Source organism: Methanomicrobiales archaeon HGW-Methanomicrobiales-1 (assembly GCA_002839675.1).
In the GTDB taxonomy this organism is placed as follows: domain Archaea; phylum Halobacteriota; class Methanomicrobia; order Methanomicrobiales; family Methanospirillaceae; genus Methanoregula.
In genome coordinates this window covers 59297-79287 of record PGYM01000004.1, presented here as the reverse complement: position 1 = coordinate 79287, position 19991 = coordinate 59297, and the positions used below count along the sequence as shown (strand labels likewise).

15 protein-coding genes are annotated in these 19991 nt (G+C 52.5%); 8 read left to right on the top strand and 7 right to left on the bottom strand.

Annotation, left to right across the window (positions count from 1 at the left end; all coding sequences use genetic code 11):
- Positions 1-64: 64 nt before the first annotated feature.
- Together CVV30_11890 and CVV30_11885 are read right to left on the bottom strand one after the other, a co-directional pair.
- Entirely contained in the window at positions 65-700 is a 636-nt protein-coding gene (locus CVV30_11890) for an SET domain-containing protein-lysine N-methyltransferase (GenBank protein ID PKL68038.1), read from the bottom strand.
- 87 nt (positions 701-787) lie between these two features.
- Positions 788-3415 (bottom strand): hypothetical protein, encoded by a 2628-nt coding sequence (locus tag CVV30_11885; GenBank protein PKL68037.1) that lies wholly within the window; start codon positions 3413-3415, stop codon positions 788-790.
- A 270-nt stretch (positions 3416-3685) separates the two neighbouring features.
- Between CVV30_11885 and CVV30_11880 the strand changes: the two genes are divergently transcribed.
- Positions 3686-5107, top strand: a complete 1422-nt coding sequence (locus CVV30_11880) for a hypothetical protein (protein ID PKL68036.1) — start codon at positions 3686-3688, stop codon at positions 5105-5107.
- A 46-nt stretch (positions 5108-5153) separates the two neighbouring features.
- Here CVV30_11880 and CVV30_11875 read toward each other — a convergent pair whose 3' ends face one another.
- Positions 5154-8636, bottom strand: coding sequence for a hypothetical protein (locus CVV30_11875; protein ID PKL68035.1), 3483 nt, complete (start codon positions 8634-8636; stop codon positions 5154-5156).
- A gap of 657 nt (positions 8637-9293) precedes the next feature.
- Between CVV30_11875 and CVV30_11870 the strand changes: the two genes are divergently transcribed.
- Genes CVV30_11870 through rpl12p form a run of 4 tightly spaced genes read left to right on the top strand, consistent with a single transcriptional unit; the run spans position 9294 to position 11654 of the window.
- Complete coding sequence (locus tag CVV30_11870; protein PKL68143.1) at positions 9294-9770, top strand: 50S ribosomal protein L11; 477 nt, start codon at positions 9294-9296, stop codon at positions 9768-9770.
- 53 nt (positions 9771-9823) lie between these two features.
- Positions 9824-10468, top strand: coding sequence for a 50S ribosomal protein L1 (locus CVV30_11865; GenBank protein ID PKL68034.1), 645 nt, complete (start codon positions 9824-9826; stop codon positions 10466-10468).
- Positions 10468-11316 (top strand): 50S ribosomal protein L10, encoded by an 849-nt coding sequence (locus CVV30_11860; protein PKL68033.1) that lies wholly within the window; start codon positions 10468-10470, stop codon positions 11314-11316. Before CVV30_11865 ends, CVV30_11860 begins: the two co-directional genes overlap by 1 nt.
- A 29-nt stretch (positions 11317-11345) precedes the next feature.
- Complete coding sequence (gene rpl12p / locus CVV30_11855) at positions 11346-11654, top strand: 50S ribosomal protein P1 (GenBank protein PKL68032.1); 309 nt, start codon at positions 11346-11348, stop codon at positions 11652-11654.
- A 470-nt stretch (positions 11655-12124) separates the two neighbouring features.
- Here rpl12p and CVV30_11850 read toward each other — a convergent pair whose 3' ends face one another.
- The 3 genes from CVV30_11850 to hypF all read right to left on the bottom strand — a co-directional run bounded on the left by CVV30_11850 (position 12125) and on the right by hypF (position 15456).
- On the bottom strand, positions 12125-12655 hold the full coding sequence (locus tag CVV30_11850; GenBank protein ID PKL68031.1) for a hypothetical protein: 531 nt from the start codon (positions 12653-12655) through the stop codon (positions 12125-12127).
- 71 nt (positions 12656-12726) lie between these two features.
- Positions 12727-13152, bottom strand: coding sequence for a hypothetical protein (locus CVV30_11845; GenBank protein PKL68030.1), 426 nt, complete (start codon positions 13150-13152; stop codon positions 12727-12729).
- An 81-nt stretch (positions 13153-13233) separates the two neighbouring features.
- Positions 13234-15456 carry a carbamoyltransferase HypF gene (gene hypF, locus CVV30_11840; protein ID PKL68029.1) on the bottom strand — a complete coding sequence of 741 codons (2223 nt, stop codon included), beginning with the start codon at positions 15454-15456 and terminating at the stop codon, positions 13234-13236.
- A gap of 57 nt (positions 15457-15513) precedes the next feature.
- Here hypF and CVV30_11835 point away from each other — a divergent pair, with 57 nt between their 5' ends.
- From CVV30_11835 to CVV30_11825, 3 genes are read left to right on the top strand one after another with little or no spacing between them, the layout of a single operon-like run.
- Positions 15514-16026 carry an ArsR family transcriptional regulator gene (locus CVV30_11835; protein ID PKL68028.1) on the top strand — a complete coding sequence of 171 codons (513 nt, stop codon included), beginning with the start codon at positions 15514-15516 and terminating at the stop codon, positions 16024-16026.
- Positions 16010-16819, top strand: coding sequence for a Crp/Fnr family transcriptional regulator (locus CVV30_11830; GenBank protein ID PKL68027.1), 810 nt, complete (start codon positions 16010-16012; stop codon positions 16817-16819). Before CVV30_11835 ends, CVV30_11830 begins: the two co-directional genes overlap by 17 nt.
- Positions 16816-19044 (top strand): DEAD/DEAH box helicase, encoded by a 2229-nt coding sequence (locus tag CVV30_11825; GenBank protein PKL68026.1) that lies wholly within the window; start codon positions 16816-16818, stop codon positions 19042-19044. Before CVV30_11830 ends, CVV30_11825 begins: the two co-directional genes overlap by 4 nt.
- Before the next feature lie 160 nt (positions 19045-19204).
- On the opposite strand, the gene CVV30_11820 is transcribed toward CVV30_11825, so the two are convergent.
- A complete protein-coding gene (locus CVV30_11820) occupies positions 19205-19984 on the bottom strand; it encodes a hypothetical protein (protein ID PKL68025.1) in 780 nt (259 codons plus the stop codon).
- Positions 19985-19991 lie beyond the last annotated feature (7 nt).

Genomic DNA, 19991 nt, shown 5'->3' with positions numbered 1-19991 from the left:
GGAAAAACTCTCTCCGGAAATGCGGTTCCTGTTGTCTGGCGTTTCACCGTTTCAATGTATAGCATCACCGTAAAACCAGTTCGGCTTCTGCCTCTTCCGGGACAATAACATTCTCCTGTACCAGTTCGCCATACCTTTTTTGATTGGCTGCCTCTATCTTGTCCTGGATATACGGGGAGAAATAGCCTTTGTACCGGTCCTGCAATACGGGAAGCATCCAGTCCTGTTCGGTAATCGTTTTGCGGCACTTGGGAGAACCGCACGCACAATTCATGGCAAAGATCATATCGCTTCCCCCTGATTCTGAAACGGTCATGCAGTAATCAAAGGTGATCTCCTCACCGGCCCTGATATCCCGCATGGCAACCAGAAACACCTGGCCCTTAAAACCGCTGTTGGGATCGCAGCTGTGGTTGAAAAAATCCGTATCTTCCGGTATAGTGCCGGCAGGGCCCAGGACAAACCGCTCTTCGATCTGCATGGTATAACTCTGCATATTCACCGGAAGCTGATACATATCATCGATCAGCATTATTTTCCCGCCGAATATGGCCAGCCGCTCATCTTTTCGGATATCCGCCCGTGCAAATATCCCGCAGCCCTGGGTATCAGAACATCCTTTCTCAAGACGAGGATTCAGCCAGCTGTGAGTGATCATGAACACGCTCTTTAAAGGTACTTCAAAAATGTAAGAGCTCAATCCTTTTGTCCGTTGTGGTGTAACCGTACTTCCGGCCCGGGTAAGACCCGGACCGAATCATTTCCGGAACATTGCAGGGAATGCCAATTACGTGGCCTTGCGTCCGGTGATCTCGCGGATTACCGACAGCATGGTCGGGCGCCCGTTGAGATCGAAAAGACTGACACTGATATCAAGGATTTTTTCCCGGTTGTCTTTTGTCCGGTAATTGGTCTGGAACACAGCCCGGTTGTTTCTTTTAATTTCCTGGTAAATAACAGGAGCCCGCTCTTTCATTTCGGGAGTGTCGAGATCGACAAGGCGTATATCCTGCATCTCTTCGCGGGTCATGCCAAGGATCCGGCATGCCTCATCATTGGCATCGATGAATTTTCCGGGTCCTTTCGGTGTCATTTCATTGACGATTATCCCGTCGTTTGCATTCTCAAAGAGCGCCCGGAATTTTTCCTCGCTATCCATAAGGGCATTTTCCGCACGCCGCCTGCGGAGCGAAACGGCCACGATATGAGAAAAAGATTCGAGAAGTTCGGTCGACGGATCCGGCTGGCCGGCTTTCATTGCCAGAACCGAGGCACCGTACAGCTGCCCCTCGATAATACATGCAATGCCAATGAACCGATCAACGCCAGCCATTTTCTGGATCGCTGCGCTGACAACGGGCGGGATCTGCCCGAAACTGATCTCGGTCAGGGTCCTTCTCTTACCCACGATATCCCGGGTAATCTCCCGGTACATCTTATCGTTCAGCGGTATCCGCATATCATAAGGCCGTTTGCCCAGCAGATGGACAACTTTTTCCATCATGCCCGGCGCAATTTCCATATCGCTTACCCGGAGCGAACGGTCCACCGGGTCATAGTGGGAAAACCATGTCGCAACAGCGCCGGACATTTTCATGAGCGTTTTCAAAATGATCTTTTCACACGGTTCACCTGACGGCATCGATGCCAGATCTATTGCCAGTGCATTGAGGGTTGCAAGCCCCTGTGTTTGTTGCTGCCGGGCCTCCTCTGCCATTTTTCGTTGGGTGATATCTTCTACCGTAGAGAGAATGTAGGGCCCGCCGCTCATGACAATAACACTGGCTGAAAACCGGCAGGTCCGGATTTCGCCGGATTTTATCCGGCACCGCAATTCCATGCCATGGATGTGCTGCCGGGTTTTTAGCCGGGAGACCATCTCTCCATATTTTCCATCCTCGGCAAAAATTCCCAGTTCCCCGGAGGTTTTGCCGATTACTTCCTTCCGGGCATACCCGGTACGTGTTAAAAATGCGTCATTAACTTCGACAAATACTCCATCCGTTGCCGATACAAGCGTAAGTGCAACCGGGTTGCTCCGGAAGACCGTGGCAAATTTGTGTTCCGATTCGCGCAATTCTTCTTCTGCCCGTTTGAGATCGGTAATATCCCGGATGGATTCTATCGCCCCGGTAATCCTGCCGTCCTTGTCATACAACGGAGAAGCTTTCAGCCAGGCAAGCCGTTTTTCGGCTCTGGGAGGGGTCAGGGTAGTTTCTGCCGTAATGGTATTTCCCTTTTTACTGAAGTGACGGTAGTGTTTCTGCACATCCGGATCATTCTGGAAGATAAGATCAAGAAGGAACGGCCGGCGCTCCCCGTACATGGCAGTTGCATAGGCATAATCCCCTTTTCCCACAATCTCTCCGGCTTTGACCCCGGTGAACTCTTCAATGGCGCGATTCCAGGCGATGACCGTGCCTTTTCTGTTCACGACCAGCGTGGCATCGGGAAGAAAATCGATGATGTCAGCAAATCTGCGTTCACTTTCCTTTAAGGCGCGTTCTGCCTGTTTTCGCTCGGATATATCGGTGGCAATACCGATGCTTACGTCCCGATCTCCCCACGTTGCCATTTTCGCATGAACTTCGAGCGGGATTTGCTCCCCGTCTTTCCGGAAATGAACCACTTCAAATGATAATTCACCCGCTTTTTTAAGTTCCTTAAAAAGTCCGTCCTTAAGTTTTTCAGACTCCGGGGTACCGATATGGGAGATGTTCAGGTTCAGGAACTCGCTCTGCGAATATCCATGCAGATCGAGATTTTTTTTGTTTGAGTAGAGAAAATTACCCTCAAAATCGGAAACAATAATGGCTGCCGGGGAGTCGTTGAGCAGATCGGCAAGCAGGGCGTTTTCTTCCTGTGCCAGGATCTCTTCTGTCCGATCCTCAAGCATGACCGCGACCCCTTTATCTCCCCAGCCAAAAGCAAGAGGGATTACCCGGATACGAAATGCCCTCCTCTCTTTCTGTACCGGAATCCACGCGTTGACAACAGACTCTTTTCCCGCCATTGCCTGTTTTACGGGATCCCGGATCCGGTCGATCAGGTCAGGGCCGATGACTGTTGTATCGATATTCTGGTTTTCCAGCTGATCTTTACTGATCCCAAATGCCAGAAGGAAGGATTCGCTGACCTGCCTGATGATGTAAGATTCGTTAAGAATAAGGATCAGGTCCGATGACTGGTTGAGGATCTGTTCCACCGGCAGTCTTGCTGAGAGGGTGAATACTTTTGCCGGGCCGAGTTTTCTCATATTCACCTGGCCGGAAGCGAAGAGGGAATTGAGATATTTTGTTGTGGTGATTCTGCTCAGGTTCAGTTTTTTTGATATTTCTTCGATAGTCAGCCCTTTCTGCGCTTCTTTTAAAAGGCCAATAATATTCCGGTAATGTTTCTCGTCCAGAATACTCACTCCGTCAATTGTCAGTCTGGCAGATGCCGGATAATCACTAGAAGTAATCCTCCGTTCCTGAAATAATCATAGTGTATATGCTTTTGATAATCAAATGTATAAAAATTTATATAGCAGATAAACAAATTTTGTTTAATGGTATAATCTTCGGGTTATCCTGGTTTGCTATCCGATGAATAATATGAAGAAAATAAAAAATTATCCTGCGTCCGAATCTTTCGGTATCATGACTGGCATGCGATGAATTGGCTGTTTCTTTGCGTTTTTTAGGTGTTTTACGTGCCGGTGCCCAGTAATCGTATTTCCGTTCTCTATGTTGATGATGAACCGGCCCTTCTGGATCTGGGAAAAAAATTCCTTGAACACGATGGTCTGTTTGCTATTGAAACCACGCCCTCTTCAATAGAAGTACTCGCCCTGCTAAAAAAGAGGGATTACGATGGTATCATCTCCGATTACCAGATGCCGGAAATGGATGGAATCGCGCTGCTCAAAAAAGTCCGATCCCAATATCCCGATCTCCCCTTCATTCTTTTTACCGGCAAAGGGCGGGAAGAAATTGTTATCCAGGCATTCGATGCCGGTGCGGACTATTATGTCCAGAAGGGAACCGATATTCAATCACAATTCCGGGAACTCAGTCATAAAATTATACGGGCTGTTGAGAAACGACGTGCAGAGCGGGCTCTGAAGGTTAGTGAAGAACGGTTCCGGAATGTGGTCGAGGACCAGACTGAATTTATCTGCCGGTTCAGGCCGGATGGAACCCACAATTTCGTGAACAATGCCTATTGCCGGCATTTTGGGCTACAGGTGGAAAGGACCATCGGTCACCGGTTCATCCCCCGGATCCCGGAAGATGAAGGCGGGAAAATCAGCTCGCATTTCGCATCCCTGACCCGGGACAGTCCGGTAGCAACCATAGAGCACCGGGTTATTTTACCGGACGGTTCTTTCCGGCACCACCAGTGGAGTGACCGGGCAATCTTCGATGAAACCGGCACGATTGTTGAATACCAGTCGGTTGGCAGGGATATCACTGAACGGAAAACGGCAGAACTGGAACTGAAGATAAAGAATGATGAGCTGTATGCAGCGTATGAACAGCTGACCGCAGCAGAAGAGGAGCTGAGATCCAGTTATAATGATCTTGCAATAAGCCAAGGGACTCTTGAAGAAAAGGAGACTACCCTGAACGCGATCATCCAGGAATCCCCGATACCGCAGTTCGTGATCAACCGCGATCACAAGATCCTCTACTGGAACCGTGCACTCGCCATGTACAGCGGTATCGCGGCAGATGAGATGATCGGGACCGATGAACACTGGCGAGCGTTCTATCCTTCCCGGCGTCCATGCCTTTCGGATCTTCTCGTGGAGAGCGCAATGGATGATATTCCGGCATGCTACCGGGACAAGTATGCGAAATCGGTCCTCATCGAAGATGCCTATGAAGCAACGGATTTCTTCCCGGATATGGGGCAGGTGGGAAAATGGCTTCGTTTCACGGCGGGTTTTATCAAAAACCGGGAGGGAGAAATCATCGGAGCCGTTGAATCTCTCGAAGATATCACCAGCAGGAAGACCGCAGAACTGGAACTGAGGAAAAAGAACGATGAGCTGAGCGCTGCGTACGAACAGCTGATTGCAATAGAAAATGAACTGCGGAAGAATTTTCAGCATCTGCAATAAGCCGGGATATTTTTCAGGGTTTTTTTGTTATTGTGTCCGGTTGCGTTTAAGCAAACCGGGATGCCGCTTTGGGAATAGTCAGCTCAAACCGTGCCCCCTTACCCGGCTCGCCCGTCTCACGGATCGTGACGCCGGTAATATCAAGAATCTCCCTTGATAAAGCCAAACCAAGTCCGGTATTCTTGCCAAAACCCCGTTCGAAGATCAGTTCTTTCTCATCCATCAACACGCCGTCCCCGTCATCTTCGCAGATCACGATATGATCGCCATTGCGTTCCTCTCCGGAAAACCGGATGGTTGTGATCTTCCCACCGTACTGTACTGCATTGTCGATGAGGTTGTAACAGACCTTAACAATGAGCGGATCAGCGTAAATCTCCAGGCCCGCAGGAAGATCATTTTCCACGGTGGTCTTTCCGAGCGGGATCCCCTTTGCGGCATTGTCCACGAGTGCCCGGCATTCCTGCCAGACCGGGGCAGTGACCCCAATCGACTCGTACTCCTTGGTGAACCGTATCATGGCCGAGATCCGCTCTGCAGCGGATGCGATTTTCAAGTAATATTTATCCTGCGGTGACCCGGGTTGCTTCATCTTTATCATGGAAAGGTAACTCTGCAGTGCCATCAGCTGGTTGCTGATATCATGCCGGGTGATGCCGGAGAGCAGGTTGAGTTTTTTGTTTGCCTGGCGGAGTGCCTTTTCCACTTGTTTGCGCTCGGTAAGATCAATGTCTATGCAGAACAGTTCCCTTTCGCATTGTGCCGTTTTGACGATGGCGTGACTGGAAAACACCTCAACCCGTGACCCGTTTTTTCGCATGAGTGATAATTCTGATGCCGGGATAGGCTGGCCGCTCTCCGCCATGTACTTCATTGCGCCCCGGACATCTTCCCGCATCTCCGGGGGAATGATCAGTTCAACCAGGTTCCTGCCGTTCGCTTCTTCCGCAGTATACCCGTAAATGTTTTCGGACGCTTTGTTCCAGTAGTGCGTTGTACCATCCATCCGGTAGCCCTGGACCGCTACGGTAGGAACCTGCTGGAGCAGCATGCGGAACCTCTCCTCGCTATCCCGGAGTGCAGCCATCATCCGGGTGCTCTCGAGCTCGGCTGCTGCTTTTACCGCAATAATGCTCATGATCTCCTGCTGAGATGGCGTGACTTTTACCGGGTTACGGAAGAGGGCGCAGAGAATGCCGATTACCTGTCCCGCGGAATTCTGCAGGGAAGTGCCAATATATCCCCGTATATTGAGCTCAACAAGATCCCTGCTCTCCGGGAAGAGCTGGATGACGTTATCCGGATAGAAGCAGAATCCCATTTTCTCAACATCTTCGCAGGGAGTTCCCTTGAGTTTATAGGAAAAATCTGAAATCTCCCTGCCATCAAGGAGCATGGACACGACTTTGACTGTTTCTCTGTCAGGCTGGATCTCGCCAACCATGACACATTCGGCTCCCAGCCATGTACTGACATTTTCCGTAATCTTCTGGAGAGAATTAATCCCGGTTGTAACTGCCATGGTCCTGACCATTGCCTGGAAGGAAATCTCTGCAGCTTTACGTTCGGTAACATTTTCAACGGTTGAGAGGATGTGAGGTTTTCCTCCCATCAGGATAATGCCGGAGGAGAACAGGCAGGTTTGGATCTCCCCGGTTTTTGTCCGGCACTTCAGTTCAAGGCCGAACACGCGTTGCTTTTCCTTAATGGCGGAGGCCAGCTTTTCGTGTTCATTCCTGTCAACAAAAATCCCCAGGGCTTTTGGTGTCCTGCCAATCACTTCATCGAGGGAATACCCGGTACTGGCCAGAAATGCATCATTGACATCGACAAATGTCCCATCCGTTGCCGATACGAGCGTGAGCGCAACCGGGCTGCTCCTGAAGACGGTGGCAAATTTGTTCTCTGATTCCCGTAATAACTCCTCATCTCTCCGGCGTTTTGTAACATCCCGTATGGATATCAGCATGGCTGCTGTGTTCCTGAACTGGATTTTCTTTCCTATGCACTCGACCCAGATCTCCCGTTTTGTTTCTGTGATGATTTTATAGTGGACTAGGTAGGCATCGACACCCATCGCAGCGATACTGAAATCACGATGCATGTCTGCCTTTGATACCGGATCGACAAATTCCAGCACGTTCCTCCCGATCAATGCCTCATAATCTGTTCTGTCTACAATAAGTCCTGTTGTCCTGTTTGCAAAGAGAATCGTGCCGGTAAAATCTGTGATCACGATGCTGTCAAGCGAGTGCTCAACAAGAGCCCGGAACATCTCTTCACTTTCCCGTAACGCCTGTTCATTTTTACTGAGTTTGTCATAATTCTGCCGGAGTTCTTCTTCAGCAGAGGTGAGCTGTTCAAATGCAGTATGGATCTCTTCATTCTTCTGGAGTAGTTTTTGTTCTGCCTCTTTGAGATCGGTGATATCAAAAAAGGATTCCACCAGGACTTTCCGGTTGCCGATCTGTGTCAGGACAACCGTCTTGATGATGGGTATTTTTTTGCCATTCTTAGTAAGAAGGACCCGTTCTGAGGCATTGATATCGTGACCGAGATCGGTTACCGGGCACTTTCCCCGTTGGGTCGGGCAAATGAATGTGTGGCAGATGGTACCGGCTACATCACTTTCTGATGCCCCTATGAGGGAGAGAGCCTTCGGATTTGCCCGGAGTATCGTATGTGATTCTGCATCTATGAGTACGATGCCGACTTGTGCCGCATTAAGAATGGTACTGAGTTCTTCCTGGCTTTCCCTGAGTGCTTCTTCGGCCTGTTTTCTCTCGGTGACTTCACGGAAGGACCAGACCCGGCCGATACGGGCACCGTCCATGATCATGGGGAAAGAATGCCGTTCGATCACCCGGCCGTCCCTTAAGGTGAGCGTGTCGGTGTCCGCGGCATCTGAACCGTAAAGTGACTTGACTTTCCGGAGAACTGCATCGGGGTCTGTCAGCTGGTTCAGCACGAAATCCTGCAATGCCTTGTCATCGTTATGCTCTATGATATGCGGGGGAATATGCCAGATCCTGGCGAACTGCGGGCTGATCTGCAGCACCTTGCCGGAATTGTCGACAGCAAGGATACCATCTGTGGTGGATTCGAGTGTTGCCCGGAGTTGCGTCTCGCTCTCCCGCAGTGCCTTTTCGGCCAGTTTCTGTTTTACTGCCTGGTGGACTTTGTGCGCAAGCTCGGCGAACTGGGGTTTTGCCGCGCCGCCTTTCTGGAGATAAAAATCTGCTCCTTCATTTAATGCCTGGATGACCACCTCCTCCCGGCCCCTGCCGGTGAAGAGGATAAACGGAATGGTATTACCGGACGAGCGGATCTTTTTTAAGAATTCGATCCCGTTCATATCCGGCATCTGGTAATCGGAGATGATGGCATCGTAGTTCTCCGATGTGAGGTGGGAAAGGCAGTCAAAAGCAGAGGTAAATGTATCGACGCTGAACTGACCATCCCATTCCAAGAAGAGTTTACCTATTTCAAGAAGGCCGGGTTCATCGTCGACATAAACAATGCGAATCAAAAAACCATCTCTGAATATCTTTTGTTACATCTCATATTAATTAAGTAATATGTTTTATTTTTAACAGAAATTCTAACAAATTCAAGAATTATTATCAATTTCTGGCTCTGATTTGAGAATAGCCGTCAATTCTTTGGATTAATACAACTGTTCCGGTACAACCGAATATCCGGTTGGATTATCCGACCTGAAACCGGGAATTTCCCAATCCCCCGTTTCCTCCCGCCGACCGTCCAGCCCATCGCGGGTATCGGGGATCGCCTCGCCAATCGCTTCTATGGGCGGTTTTTTGCAGGGTGAATTTCTGCGTTTTTTCCCTGGTCATCCAATCTACCGCGTGGCTCCGCGATCGGCTATTCAAACAGCTATGTACTGGCCGGTTTATCTCCTTCTATAATCGTTCGTTTGGCAATCGGGTGCTTTTTGGCGGGAATTTATTTTAACTGGCCGGAAAATGGCTCTAACTGGCCGGTCGGGAATATTGGAATGGGGGAATCGGGGGCTGGGATGGGGCCGGAATGGGAGGTGGGACGACCCTCGCATGGGATTAGTAAGATTGCCCACCCTCAGCCCAAGATCACCTTTATGTCATTTGCCATCAATATTTACAGACCCAAGCTTGGAGCCCTGTTTCAGGGACGGCATGGTGCAAAGACTATGGCAGATGTGGTCGAGGTTTTAGTACCCGGCGGAAAGGCAACCGCAGGTCCCCCATTGGGACCTTCGCTCGGACCACTCGGTATCAACGTGAAAGCTGTTGTCGATGAGATCAACGCAAAGACCGCCTCATTCAATGGAATGCAGGTCCCGGTCACCGTTACCGTTGACGACAAAAAGAAATTCACGATCACCGTGGGTATTCCCCCGGTGTCGGCACTCATCAAGAAAGAGGCCAATATCGAGAAAGGATCCGCAGAGCCCAACGTCAAAGTGGTAGGCAATCTACCATTCGAGGCCGCTATCAGAATTGCCAACATGAAACTCGAAAACATGCTCTCGTACGAGCTGAAGACTGCCGTCAAGGAAGTCATCGGTACGTGTGTCAGCATGGGAGTCAGCGTTGACGGCAAGAAACCCAAAGAGGTTCTCGCTTTAATCGCACAAGGCAAGTATGACAGCGTTCTCGTGAAGTAACATGAGAAAACCATAGGAGATCGGAAACGGTCGCAGAACTATGGAGGAATCTGATGGTTGATAGGGCCAAAATTTTGGAAGCCGTAAAAACGGCGGTAGAAAAAGCGCCAGAGCGGAAGTTCTCTGAGAGCATCGATATTACCATCAATCTCAAGAATATCGATATGGCGCAGCCGAAAAATCGTATCGACGAGACGATTATGCTCCCCCACGGCACCGGAGAAACAATCCGTATCTGTGTCATCGGGAAGGGCGACATCGTCACGCAGGCTAAAGAAGCCAAGGTTGAACTGATTATCGGCCCTGAAGAAGTTGAACGACTCGGCGGTCAGCCCCGCGAAGCACGGAAAGTTGCCAGTTCATACCGGTACTTCCTTGCAGAGATGGGTGTCATGGCAGTTGTCGGTCGGTACTTAGGTCCCCGGCTCGGTCCGCGGGGCAGAATGCCGATGCCGATTCCTGCACAGCAGGACATCCGCCCGATTGTCGAACGTCTCCGCAACTCGGTGAAAATCCGAACCAAGGATAAGACGGTCTTCTCTTCAAAGGTCGGTACAACGGCAATGAAGCCGGAGCAGGTCGCCGAGAACATTGAAACGATCGTAAAAAGGATCGAGTCAGTCCTTGACCAGGGTCCATTGAACGTTCGTTCCATCTTTGTCAAGACCACGATGGGTCCCGCAGTGAGGCTGGAATAATGGCGTTGTATACCCACCACCTGCCCACCTGGAAAAAGGACGAAGTCGAAGAGATTAAGAAGAACGCAAAGCAGTTCGCCTTAATCGGGCTTGTGGACATGTACGGTATCCCGGCACAGCAGGTGCAGCAGATCCGCAGGAACCTGCGGGGAAAAGCTGTCATCAAAGTGACCAGGAACACGCTGATCAAGCACGCGTTTGAGGATATTGGCGGCGACGTCAAGGACCTCTCGAAGTACATCTCCGGTCACTCGGCGATTATCTTCACCAACGACAACCCGTTCAAGCTCTTCAAGCAGCTGGAAAAGACCAAGACCAAGATGGCGGCAAAGCCCGGTGAGAAAGCACCGGAGGATATCGTCATCGAGAAAGGTCCGACCAGTTTCAAGCCGGGCCCGATTGTCGGGGAACTCCAGCAGGCAGGCATACCCGCAGCAATTGAAGGCGGCAAAGTCAAGATAAGAGAGACCAAGACCGTTGTCAAGAAAGGCGGAGTCATCTCCCCTAAGCTGGCAGCAGTTCTGGCCAAGCTCGAAATCAAGCCGATGGACGTTGGACTTGCACTGCAGGTCGCGTACCATGAAGGCGGAATCTTTGAGCCCTCGGTCCTCGCGGTAGACGAAACCGTCATCCTCGCACAGATCCAGCTCGCGAGCCTCCAGGCGTTCAACCTGTCGGTTAACGAAGCAATCCCGACGAAAGACACGATGGAAGCTATCCTGACGAAGGCCGTCCGGGATGCCCGCGGTCTTGCAGTCGAGGCAGCGATCTACGAGAAAGACGTTATCGATGCGATTATTGGTAAAGCGCATGCAGAAAGCCAGGCGATCAACGGCCTGGTTAAATAATAATTTGAGATTATTTGAGGTGAATTAAGATGGAGTATATCTATGCAGCACTTCTCCTGCACAAAGCAGGTAAGAAAGTCGATGAGAATGGCGTAAAGGCAGTCCTTACTGCCGCCGGTGTAGCAGTTAATGAATCCCGTGTCAAGGCACTCGTTGCAGCACTCGATGGCGTAAACATCGAAGAAGCAATCTCCAAGGCAGCAGTCGCTCAGGTTGCAGTCGCAGCAGCACCCGCAGCAGCAGGCGCAGCAGCAGCAGCCAAGGAAGAGCCCAAGGAAGAAGACAAGAAAGCAGAGGAAGAGAGCGGTATGGCAGGGCTCGGTGCCCTGTTCGGCTAATCTCTTTTTTCTTTCTCGTTCGTTGAATTATCGTAGTTCTGTTTTATTCTGATTTTGTCCGGGACCTTCCGGGTTCTTGTCCGGTATTTTCAAAGTTTATTGATGGAGCAGCGATTGCTGCCGGAGAAATTCTTGGGAAAAATTTCCGTTGTGATTTTTTTAGTTTCAGATTGGCACTGTTGCGTCACGTAATCGGGAAAAAATTTATGGGTCTGCCGGGTCAGTGCTGTTTGTCGATTCTGATTTGATAGGGAGGGGACAGTGCCTGTCCCCTCCCATGGCCCACCCCTGCGCTGAGCGATGGTGCCGTATAACCTGTTCTGGCGTTATCGTTACCAGGGGTCGCCCACGCGGCGGGGGCAGAGCCCCCGGGAGCGTCAAATTCGCAGGTTAAATTTGTCAACATTCCGCAGAAAAAAGAAATTCAGCGGGTTAAAAAAAATAATAATTTCATCCGGATGGCCGTCCCCTCACAACACCATCCACAGGTCCATGAGCGGGAAAAATTTCCCCAGGTATACTACATCCGGGATCCCTGTTACAAAATGGAGCACGACAATCAGTGCCAGAAATCCCAGTTCTGCCCAGATCAGCAAACTCTTGCCGGCATAGGGTTTCTTGTACTGGTTGATCTCCCAGGCCGAATAGATCCCCTCGCACGTGGCGGCAATCCAGATACCGAAATACAGCAGGGCATGGTACTGGCTCCCGCCAATCCCCCCGAATGCCACGAGAAGAAATGCGCCAAAAAACGCGACTCCTTTGAGTGTGTCGCCGTTATAGAATTGAGCAAGCCCGACACCGATGATCGAGAGCAGGGCAGAAAAGTACACCCTCCGGAGCCCGACAACATAGGTTTCCGGTGCAAGGGTCGAGGGTGCGTCCAGCTGGTTCTGGTCAAAAATTCTCTTGTGGCAGGCACGACAAAAATATTCATCGTACGTGACCATCGCATCGCAATAGGGACAGTGTCTGCCGATCTGTTCCTTTTTGATGCTCATCAAAAAATATCGAAGATTCTACCTTATAGAACTTCTGATATGATTCCGGGTTGATTTTCCGGAGATTTCGTTTATTCCTTTGCGGAGCGGAGCCGGTACCCGACCCAGTCCCCGTGATCGCACCGGGGCTCGGGATTTTCCATCCGGGCAAAAACAAATTCAAAGGCTTCCTGGTCCACCACGGGCCTGCCGGTCCGGGTGCAGTACTCCGAAAATGCCTCATACATTTCATTGCAGGGAACATGGGCCATGGTATCTCCCACCAGGACTTCTTCGTGAAAACTCCAGATGCTCTCGAATTCGAGTTCATCTTCCATCAGGGGCTTGACGATCTCTTCATCGAGCGCCAGGGATGCGTCCTGCTTTTTGGAGCCCGCTTCGAGATCCTTGTAGAACTCTGCAACTACCGTGAGGCCCTGGCGGAGATCATTGAGATCCTGTTCAAGGGTTTCTATTGTCCGCTCTTTTTCCTTGACTGGTACTTCGGGTGGTTCCATCGCAGTTACACCTTTGTTTAGGTTTCCTCACGGATAAAATGCTCGAATCAGCGGGCTGGCGGGCGTATGGCGACTTTTTTATTATTCCCGGCGTTTTCCGGCGTACACGCACTGCCCGAAGGATACACAGCCATCGCCCGGCGGGTAATCTGCATTGATCACGCAGTCATAACCCGCGCCGGTAATTTCGCTCCGGATCGTTTCGCGGATCGCGTGATTGATTGCAACGCCTCCGCTGACCGCAATCTTCAGCATGCCGTCGCGTTCAGCTGCCCGGATCGCCATTGCCGCGATGCCCCGCGAGAGATTGTACTGGAACGATGCGGCAATGTTTCGCACAACCCGGAGATCGCCCCGGGCTTCCTGCTGTCGGGCGAGTGCCGTTGCCATGAGCGAGCGGGTGGAGAGGATCTCGCAGCCGGCCTGCGAATTGTATACGAGCTCCCACGGTTCGGCCTTCCCGCCATACGCAGCCGCTTCGAGTTTCATCGCGGGTTCGCCATCGTAGGTTCTCTCCCGGCAGATGCCGAGCAGGGCCGCAGCGGCATCGAGCACCCGGCCGGTGCTGCTCGTCTGCGTGACATTGAAGCCCGAGGCCACCTGTTTCCGGATCACGCCGAGCTCGATGTCCGCCCATCCCCGCTCCGCGAGAAGAGCGAGAATCTTTTCGTCCGGCAAAATCCCGTAGAGCATCCGCTCGGGAAACTTTGTGGCCAGATCCCCGCCGGGCATTGCCACCGGTTCGAGATGGGCCACCCGCTTTAAGTCCGGCACCTGCCCGGAGAAGATCTCCCCGCCCCAGACCGTGCCGTCATCCCCGTACCCGACCCCATCGATGGCGATCCCGATGCAGGGCTCCGTGGTCGCGGCCGCGATATGGGCCCGGTGGTGCTGGACCGGGATAAGTTCCAGTTCGTGCTCGGCCGCCAGTTCGCGGGCGAACCGGGTCGAGAGGAACTGCGGGTGGAGGTCGTGGGCGATCACTTCGAACTCCGCTCCCAGAACCCGCTGGAGGTTGCGGACGGTTTCCTGGAGATATTCCAGCGTTGCCGGGTTCCGCACATTGCCCACGTGCGGGGAGGTGACGGCAAACCCGTTGCGGTAGATGGTCGCGTTCGCGTTCAGCTCCGGGCCGACTGCAAGGATACAGCGCTTGCCGAGATCGATGGCGGTCCGCTTCGGCGCAATTCCCCGCGAGAGCCGGATGATGTACCCGTCCCGCATCACGGAGTCGTCGCACCGGTTCACAATCGTCCGGTTGTGGGTTAAGAAGAAATCCACGTCCCGGTTCAGCTTTGCCATGGCCTGGTCAATCGCCGTGATCATCGGGTAGCCGGGCATGTTCGCGCTTGTCATGATGAGGAGCGGGTTTTTCAGGTACGAGAAGAGGAGGTGGTGGAGCCCCGTGTAGGGCAGCATGCAGCCGATCGTATGGATATTGCTGATCGCAGCGTGGGCGGTGGTATCGCGTTTTGTGAGGACAACGATCGGGTGGACCGGGCTCGTGAGTAAGGCGCGATCCTGCGCCGAAACTTCAGCAATGCGGTCGATATAATCCGGCCGCACCATGATCGCAAACGGCTGCTCGATCCGGCCGAGCCGGTGTTTCAGTTCGCCCGCCGCGTTCTCAATGCACGCGAGATGGAACCCGCCGGCTCCCCGCACTGCCAAAATCTTTCCCGCGTCGAGCAGCTGGGCTGCTTCTTTCACCGGATTGCAGCAGTCCACCTTACGGCCTTCCGTATCGAAGAGCTCGATCTTCGGCCCGCACTCAGCGCAGGCAATCGTCTGCGCATGGTGGCGCCGGGAGTGCGGGTCGTTGTATTCCTTTGCGCAGGCCGGGCACATCGGGAACTCGTCCATGGACGTGCGTTCGCGGTCGTACGGGATCTCGTTGATGATGCTGTACCGGGGTCCGCAGTTCACGCAGGACGTGGCCCAGTAATTCTCGTACCGGCCGCCCTTCCGGGAAATATCTGCAATGCATTCATCGCAGCACGCAATATCGGGCGGGATCATGCCGCTGAACGATCCCGTGGCGCTCGGGAGGATAAAAAAACCGTCCGGAATTGGGGCTTCTGTATTAGAAACTGTAACCGAATCAATGCGTGAGAGTGGGGGTCCCCGGGTCACGGCCGCCAAAAACTCCTCAAACCGCGCTCCCCGTGCAAAAATCTCCACTTCGCTGCCGAGATTTTTCACGGTCCCGGCAATGCCCAGCGTCGTTGCCTGTGCGTAAACAAACGGGCGAAACCCGACTCCCTGAACAATTCCGCATATTGTGATCCTGCCCGTCTTTCGCATGGCTTTGCCGCAAAAACTTATTGGCTCGTACACCGATATAATTATAGGGATTTTACCGTGCCGGGACATATTCGAATTGTAAACGATCCAGTGGAACTCGTTCCGCTCCTCATGACGTTCAATGATCCCTCTTTTAAAAAGGTCTATGAACTGCTCAATAAATCATGGCTGACTGAAGAAGAAATAAAAGCGCATGTTGGCGGGGAATCGGTGGAAGTCTGCCTCCAGCTTTTAAAGAAAGGCAACCTTGTCGAAGAACAGTGGCGTATGCCAAAACCCGGTTCCAAGCCGGAGAAAGAGTTCCGGGCCACCTACAATAAGTTCCGGGCAAACTTCCAGTGCAACCTTTCCGATCTCGCCGATATCATCTACCTCTCGCTCTCCAATGACGAGAATCTCCGGGAAGTCGTGGACCAGATCGAAGGCGAACTGACGAAAGGCAACAGTTCGATAAACGATCTCTCCCGCAAGTTCAGCATCAGCCCGGTCTTTGTCAAGGGCATTGCAAAAAGGATTCCCCATATGGATGTCAAAGGGCAGGGACTGGTGCTGCTTGACACTGGGCGCTAAGGATCCCCTTTACTCTATTCTGCGCAGCAAACGTGAAGTCTCGCGACTCCAGATTCTCGTGGAGATCGCCGAGCACCAGCCGGCCGTCCGGCAGCAGGAGATTGCCGAGAAGATGGGAGTAACCCCGCAGGCAATCTCGGAATATATCCGCGAACTGGTTGATGAAGGCATGGTCTCGGCCATTGGTCGCGGCAATTACGAAGTAACGAAGTCCGGCATCGAGTGGGTGCTGGCCAATGCCGAGTCGCTGGAGTCCTATGCCCGGCATATCCGGCGCGACATCATCCAGCAGGTTTCCGTCTGGGCAGCGATTGCTGACGAGAACCTGCACAAGGATGACGAAGTCGGCGTGTACATGAAAGACGGTTTTCTCTATGCGGGAAAATCCCCGCTTGCGGCAACCGGCATGGTGGTTGCGGATGCCAAGAAGGGCCAAGATGTGGGCGTGGCCCGGCTCAACGGGATCATCGAGCACAAGGAAGGCATGATCCATGTCTGCAAGGTGCCCCGGATCCAGCACGGGGGCTCGAAGAAAGTCAAGCGGGCCGAGCTGCTGGCGATCACCCGCGAGGCGGGCATGGTTGCGGCAGTTGGTCTCGAAGCCTATATTGCGCTCGAAGCGGCGGGCAGGAAACCCGATATGTTCTTTGGCGCCCGCGAAGGCGTGATCGAGGCGGCGTTCCACGGGATCGAGTGTGCGATTATTATTGTTGATGAAGAGTTCACGGATTTCTTGAAACGGCTGGAGAGCGTGGAACTCGCGTACGTGATCCACGACCTGATTGCGCCATGAAGATCATTGTCCAGCTCCAGCGGAGTGGCAACTACAAGCTCCTCTTTTACGATGGCAAGAGCGTGCGGGGGACTGCGTATGTCGAGATGATGGCAACGCCCCGGGGTCCCCGGCCCACGAAATACCGGGTGCGATGGGGCTCCAAGAAAGAATACGTGCACACGCCGAGCAAGGAGCTCATCGCCCAGCTCCGCGAGTCGGACGTGCGGATGGTGAAAAAGGATCATCTCTTCGAGGAGTTCTTAGAGGCGTTCCAGGTAAAGGCCGGGACGGTCAACCTCTGCCGGATGTGCCTGCTCGACGAGCGGTACACGCCCATCGAGGACGAGACTGCGATTACGTTTGGCAAGAACGAGAAGATCTGTCTTGACTGCGGGAGAAAGGAACTGCGCCGCGAGGTCTCGCATATCGGCAGGCTGGGACGCGACGGGATCGTGCATCTCGAAAAACTGCTCGCGAGTTACCGGAATCTTGACCGGGTGTTAGCCACCCTCTCGCCCGACAAGATCACGATGGAGTCGGCGATCTTCGACAAGCTCGAGGCCCACCCGGTGATGACAACGGCCTCCATCGATGAGCTGCCGCTGCCCCGGATTTTTGTGGAAGCGAGCGGGGTCAAGCAGCTGATGCCGGCGCAGCATCTCGCCGTAGAGGCCGGGCTGCTCCGGGGAAAAGATCTGCTCGTTGTTGCGGCAACCGCGAGCGGCAAGACCTTCATCGGCGAGATGGCGGGGATCAAGAACTTTATGGAAGGCCGGGGCCGGACGCTCTTCTTAGTCCCGCTCGTGGCGCTGGCAAACCAGAAGTACGAGCGCTTTACCGAGCGGTACGCCAGGTTTGCAAAGTCCGGGCTCCTGACCGGCACGAGCCGGCTCAATCTTCCCGAGACCCGGAAGATCGGGGACCGGAATCCGCAGGCGCCCATCATCATCGGCACGTACGAAGGCGTGGACAATATGATCCGCCGGGGCCAGAAGATGCAGAATATCGGGACCGTGATCATCGATGAAGTCCAGATGCTGGAGGACAAGGAACGCGGCCACCGGCTCGACGGGATGATCGCGAGGCTCAAGTATCTCGCACCGCAGGCCCAGTTCCTGTATCTCTCGGCCACTATCGGGTCGCCGAAAATTCTTGCCAAGAAACTGAACTGCACGCTCGTGGTGTATGCCGACCGGCCGGTAGGGCTGGAGCGGTACCTCCTCTTTCTCGAGCGCAAGATGAAGATCCCGATGATCAAGCAGCTGACAACCGAGGAGTACAAGCGGACTTCCTCGAAAGGCTTCCGGGGCCAGACGATCATCTTTACAAACGCCCGGGCCCGGTGCCATACGATCGCTGATGCGCTCGGTATCCGGGCGGCTGCGTACCATGCGGGCTTAAGCTCCGTGGAACGCCGGGACGTGGAGGGCAAGTTCCTGACGGGAAAACTGATGGCCGTAGTCACGACCGCAGCGCTCGGGGCCGGCGTGGATTTCCCGGCTTCGCAGGTGATCTTCGATGCGCTGGCGATGGGCCGCGACTGGCTCTCGGTGCAGGAGTTCAACCAGATGGGAGGCCGGGCAGGACGCCCCGACTTCCACGATCTCGGCCGCGTGGTGATTTTAGCAGAGCCCGGCGGCAGTTACTCGCGGGAGAACCCGGGCACCGAAGAGGAGATCGCAATCAAGCTGCTCAAGGGCGAGATGGAGGAAGTCGCCCCCGTCCACGAGTTCGAGGCGAGCTCGGAGGAGTACGTGGCAAACGCGATTGCGTGCAATGGCGAGGAAGCGGACCTCAACCGGATCAACACGATGATGGTGGGGAGCATGGAGCCGGTGCTGCCGGACCTTGTTGCGCACCAGCTGGTGGAAAAGCACGGCACGAGGCTCGTGATGACGCCGCTCGCGAGAGTGATGGCGGAGCATTTCATCGGCATGGAGCGGCTGCTGGAGATCATCCGGCTGACGAAGTGCAACACCGAGCCGCTCGATATCATCGGGGAGCTGGAGTACGAGGACCTGCATAGGGACCAGCGGCCGGAGAAGAAGCGGGGGCCGGGCGGCGGGAAGCCCGGGGAGCGGCTGCGGGAGCCGGAGAAGCGGGGGCACCAACCGTCAGTGAGGGAACGGCGTCAGTCTAACCTGTCTGCGGAGAAGCCGAAGCATGTGCAGTCGGAGGGGGCGAAGATGCATGTCGGGCATGAACTTTCGGTGAAGAAGCAGAAGGTCCGGAGGAAGAGGTAGGGGGGATTAGATGCGAATAATCTTGCCAAGATACACTCGTTCAACGGTTTTTGAGAATTTGCAAAATGTTCCGTGGATTTTGAAGAATTGAATTTCTAATTGATTATTCTTAAAAAATGATTAAATTATCAGCTGTGGTTGACTTTAAATGTTCAAACTCCTATGATGATTTGTTTTTCCTTATCAATTTGTAACGGCGTGTTTCTTTAATTCTAATCGTATTTACATCAGATATGTTTTCAAATTCGATAAGATAAATATTGTTTTTGTCAATAGGTTTTGCACCTAATGGACGACAGATCAATTCTGGATAGACTTCTTTTGCATATTGAACCATATTGGTAATCTGGACCCATCCCAATCTATCTCGTTGGTCCGGGCTTTTAGCTTCAATGGGAAAAATATATTTTCTTCCTTCTTGATCGATTCCGACGTAAAGTTCATCAATTTCAACTTGGCCTTTACCCTCATTGTATGCTCTGATATGAGATTGAAGATGGAAACAAGTTACCTTTGTGAAAATGTCTATTAATCTGTTATATCTGATTGATGACAACATCCCTTGTTCATCATCTGCGGTATATTTTTCCACTATTTCGGGGAGCGCGTTCATAATTTCAATTTCGGTCAGTTCTTCTTGTAGTGAGATGAAAGGGGATCTTTGAAGTTTTACAAATGCATATTTTCCTTTTCCTCTTGGCTCGATAATCCAGTGACCGGTTTTTAGTATTGAGTCTGGAAACGGACAACGTACTCTAAATGTATATGTGATATCGGGAATATTTTCAACTTTTACACCTACTGCAAGAGCAGAGGCTTCATAATCAGTTTTTGGAAAAAGGATCTCAGTAACTTTATCGGCGTCTGTTTTTGGATATTTTTTAAAGAATAAATTTTCTATTACTTTCTCGTAATTCGATAGTTCTCCATTTTTTTTCATTGTAAAA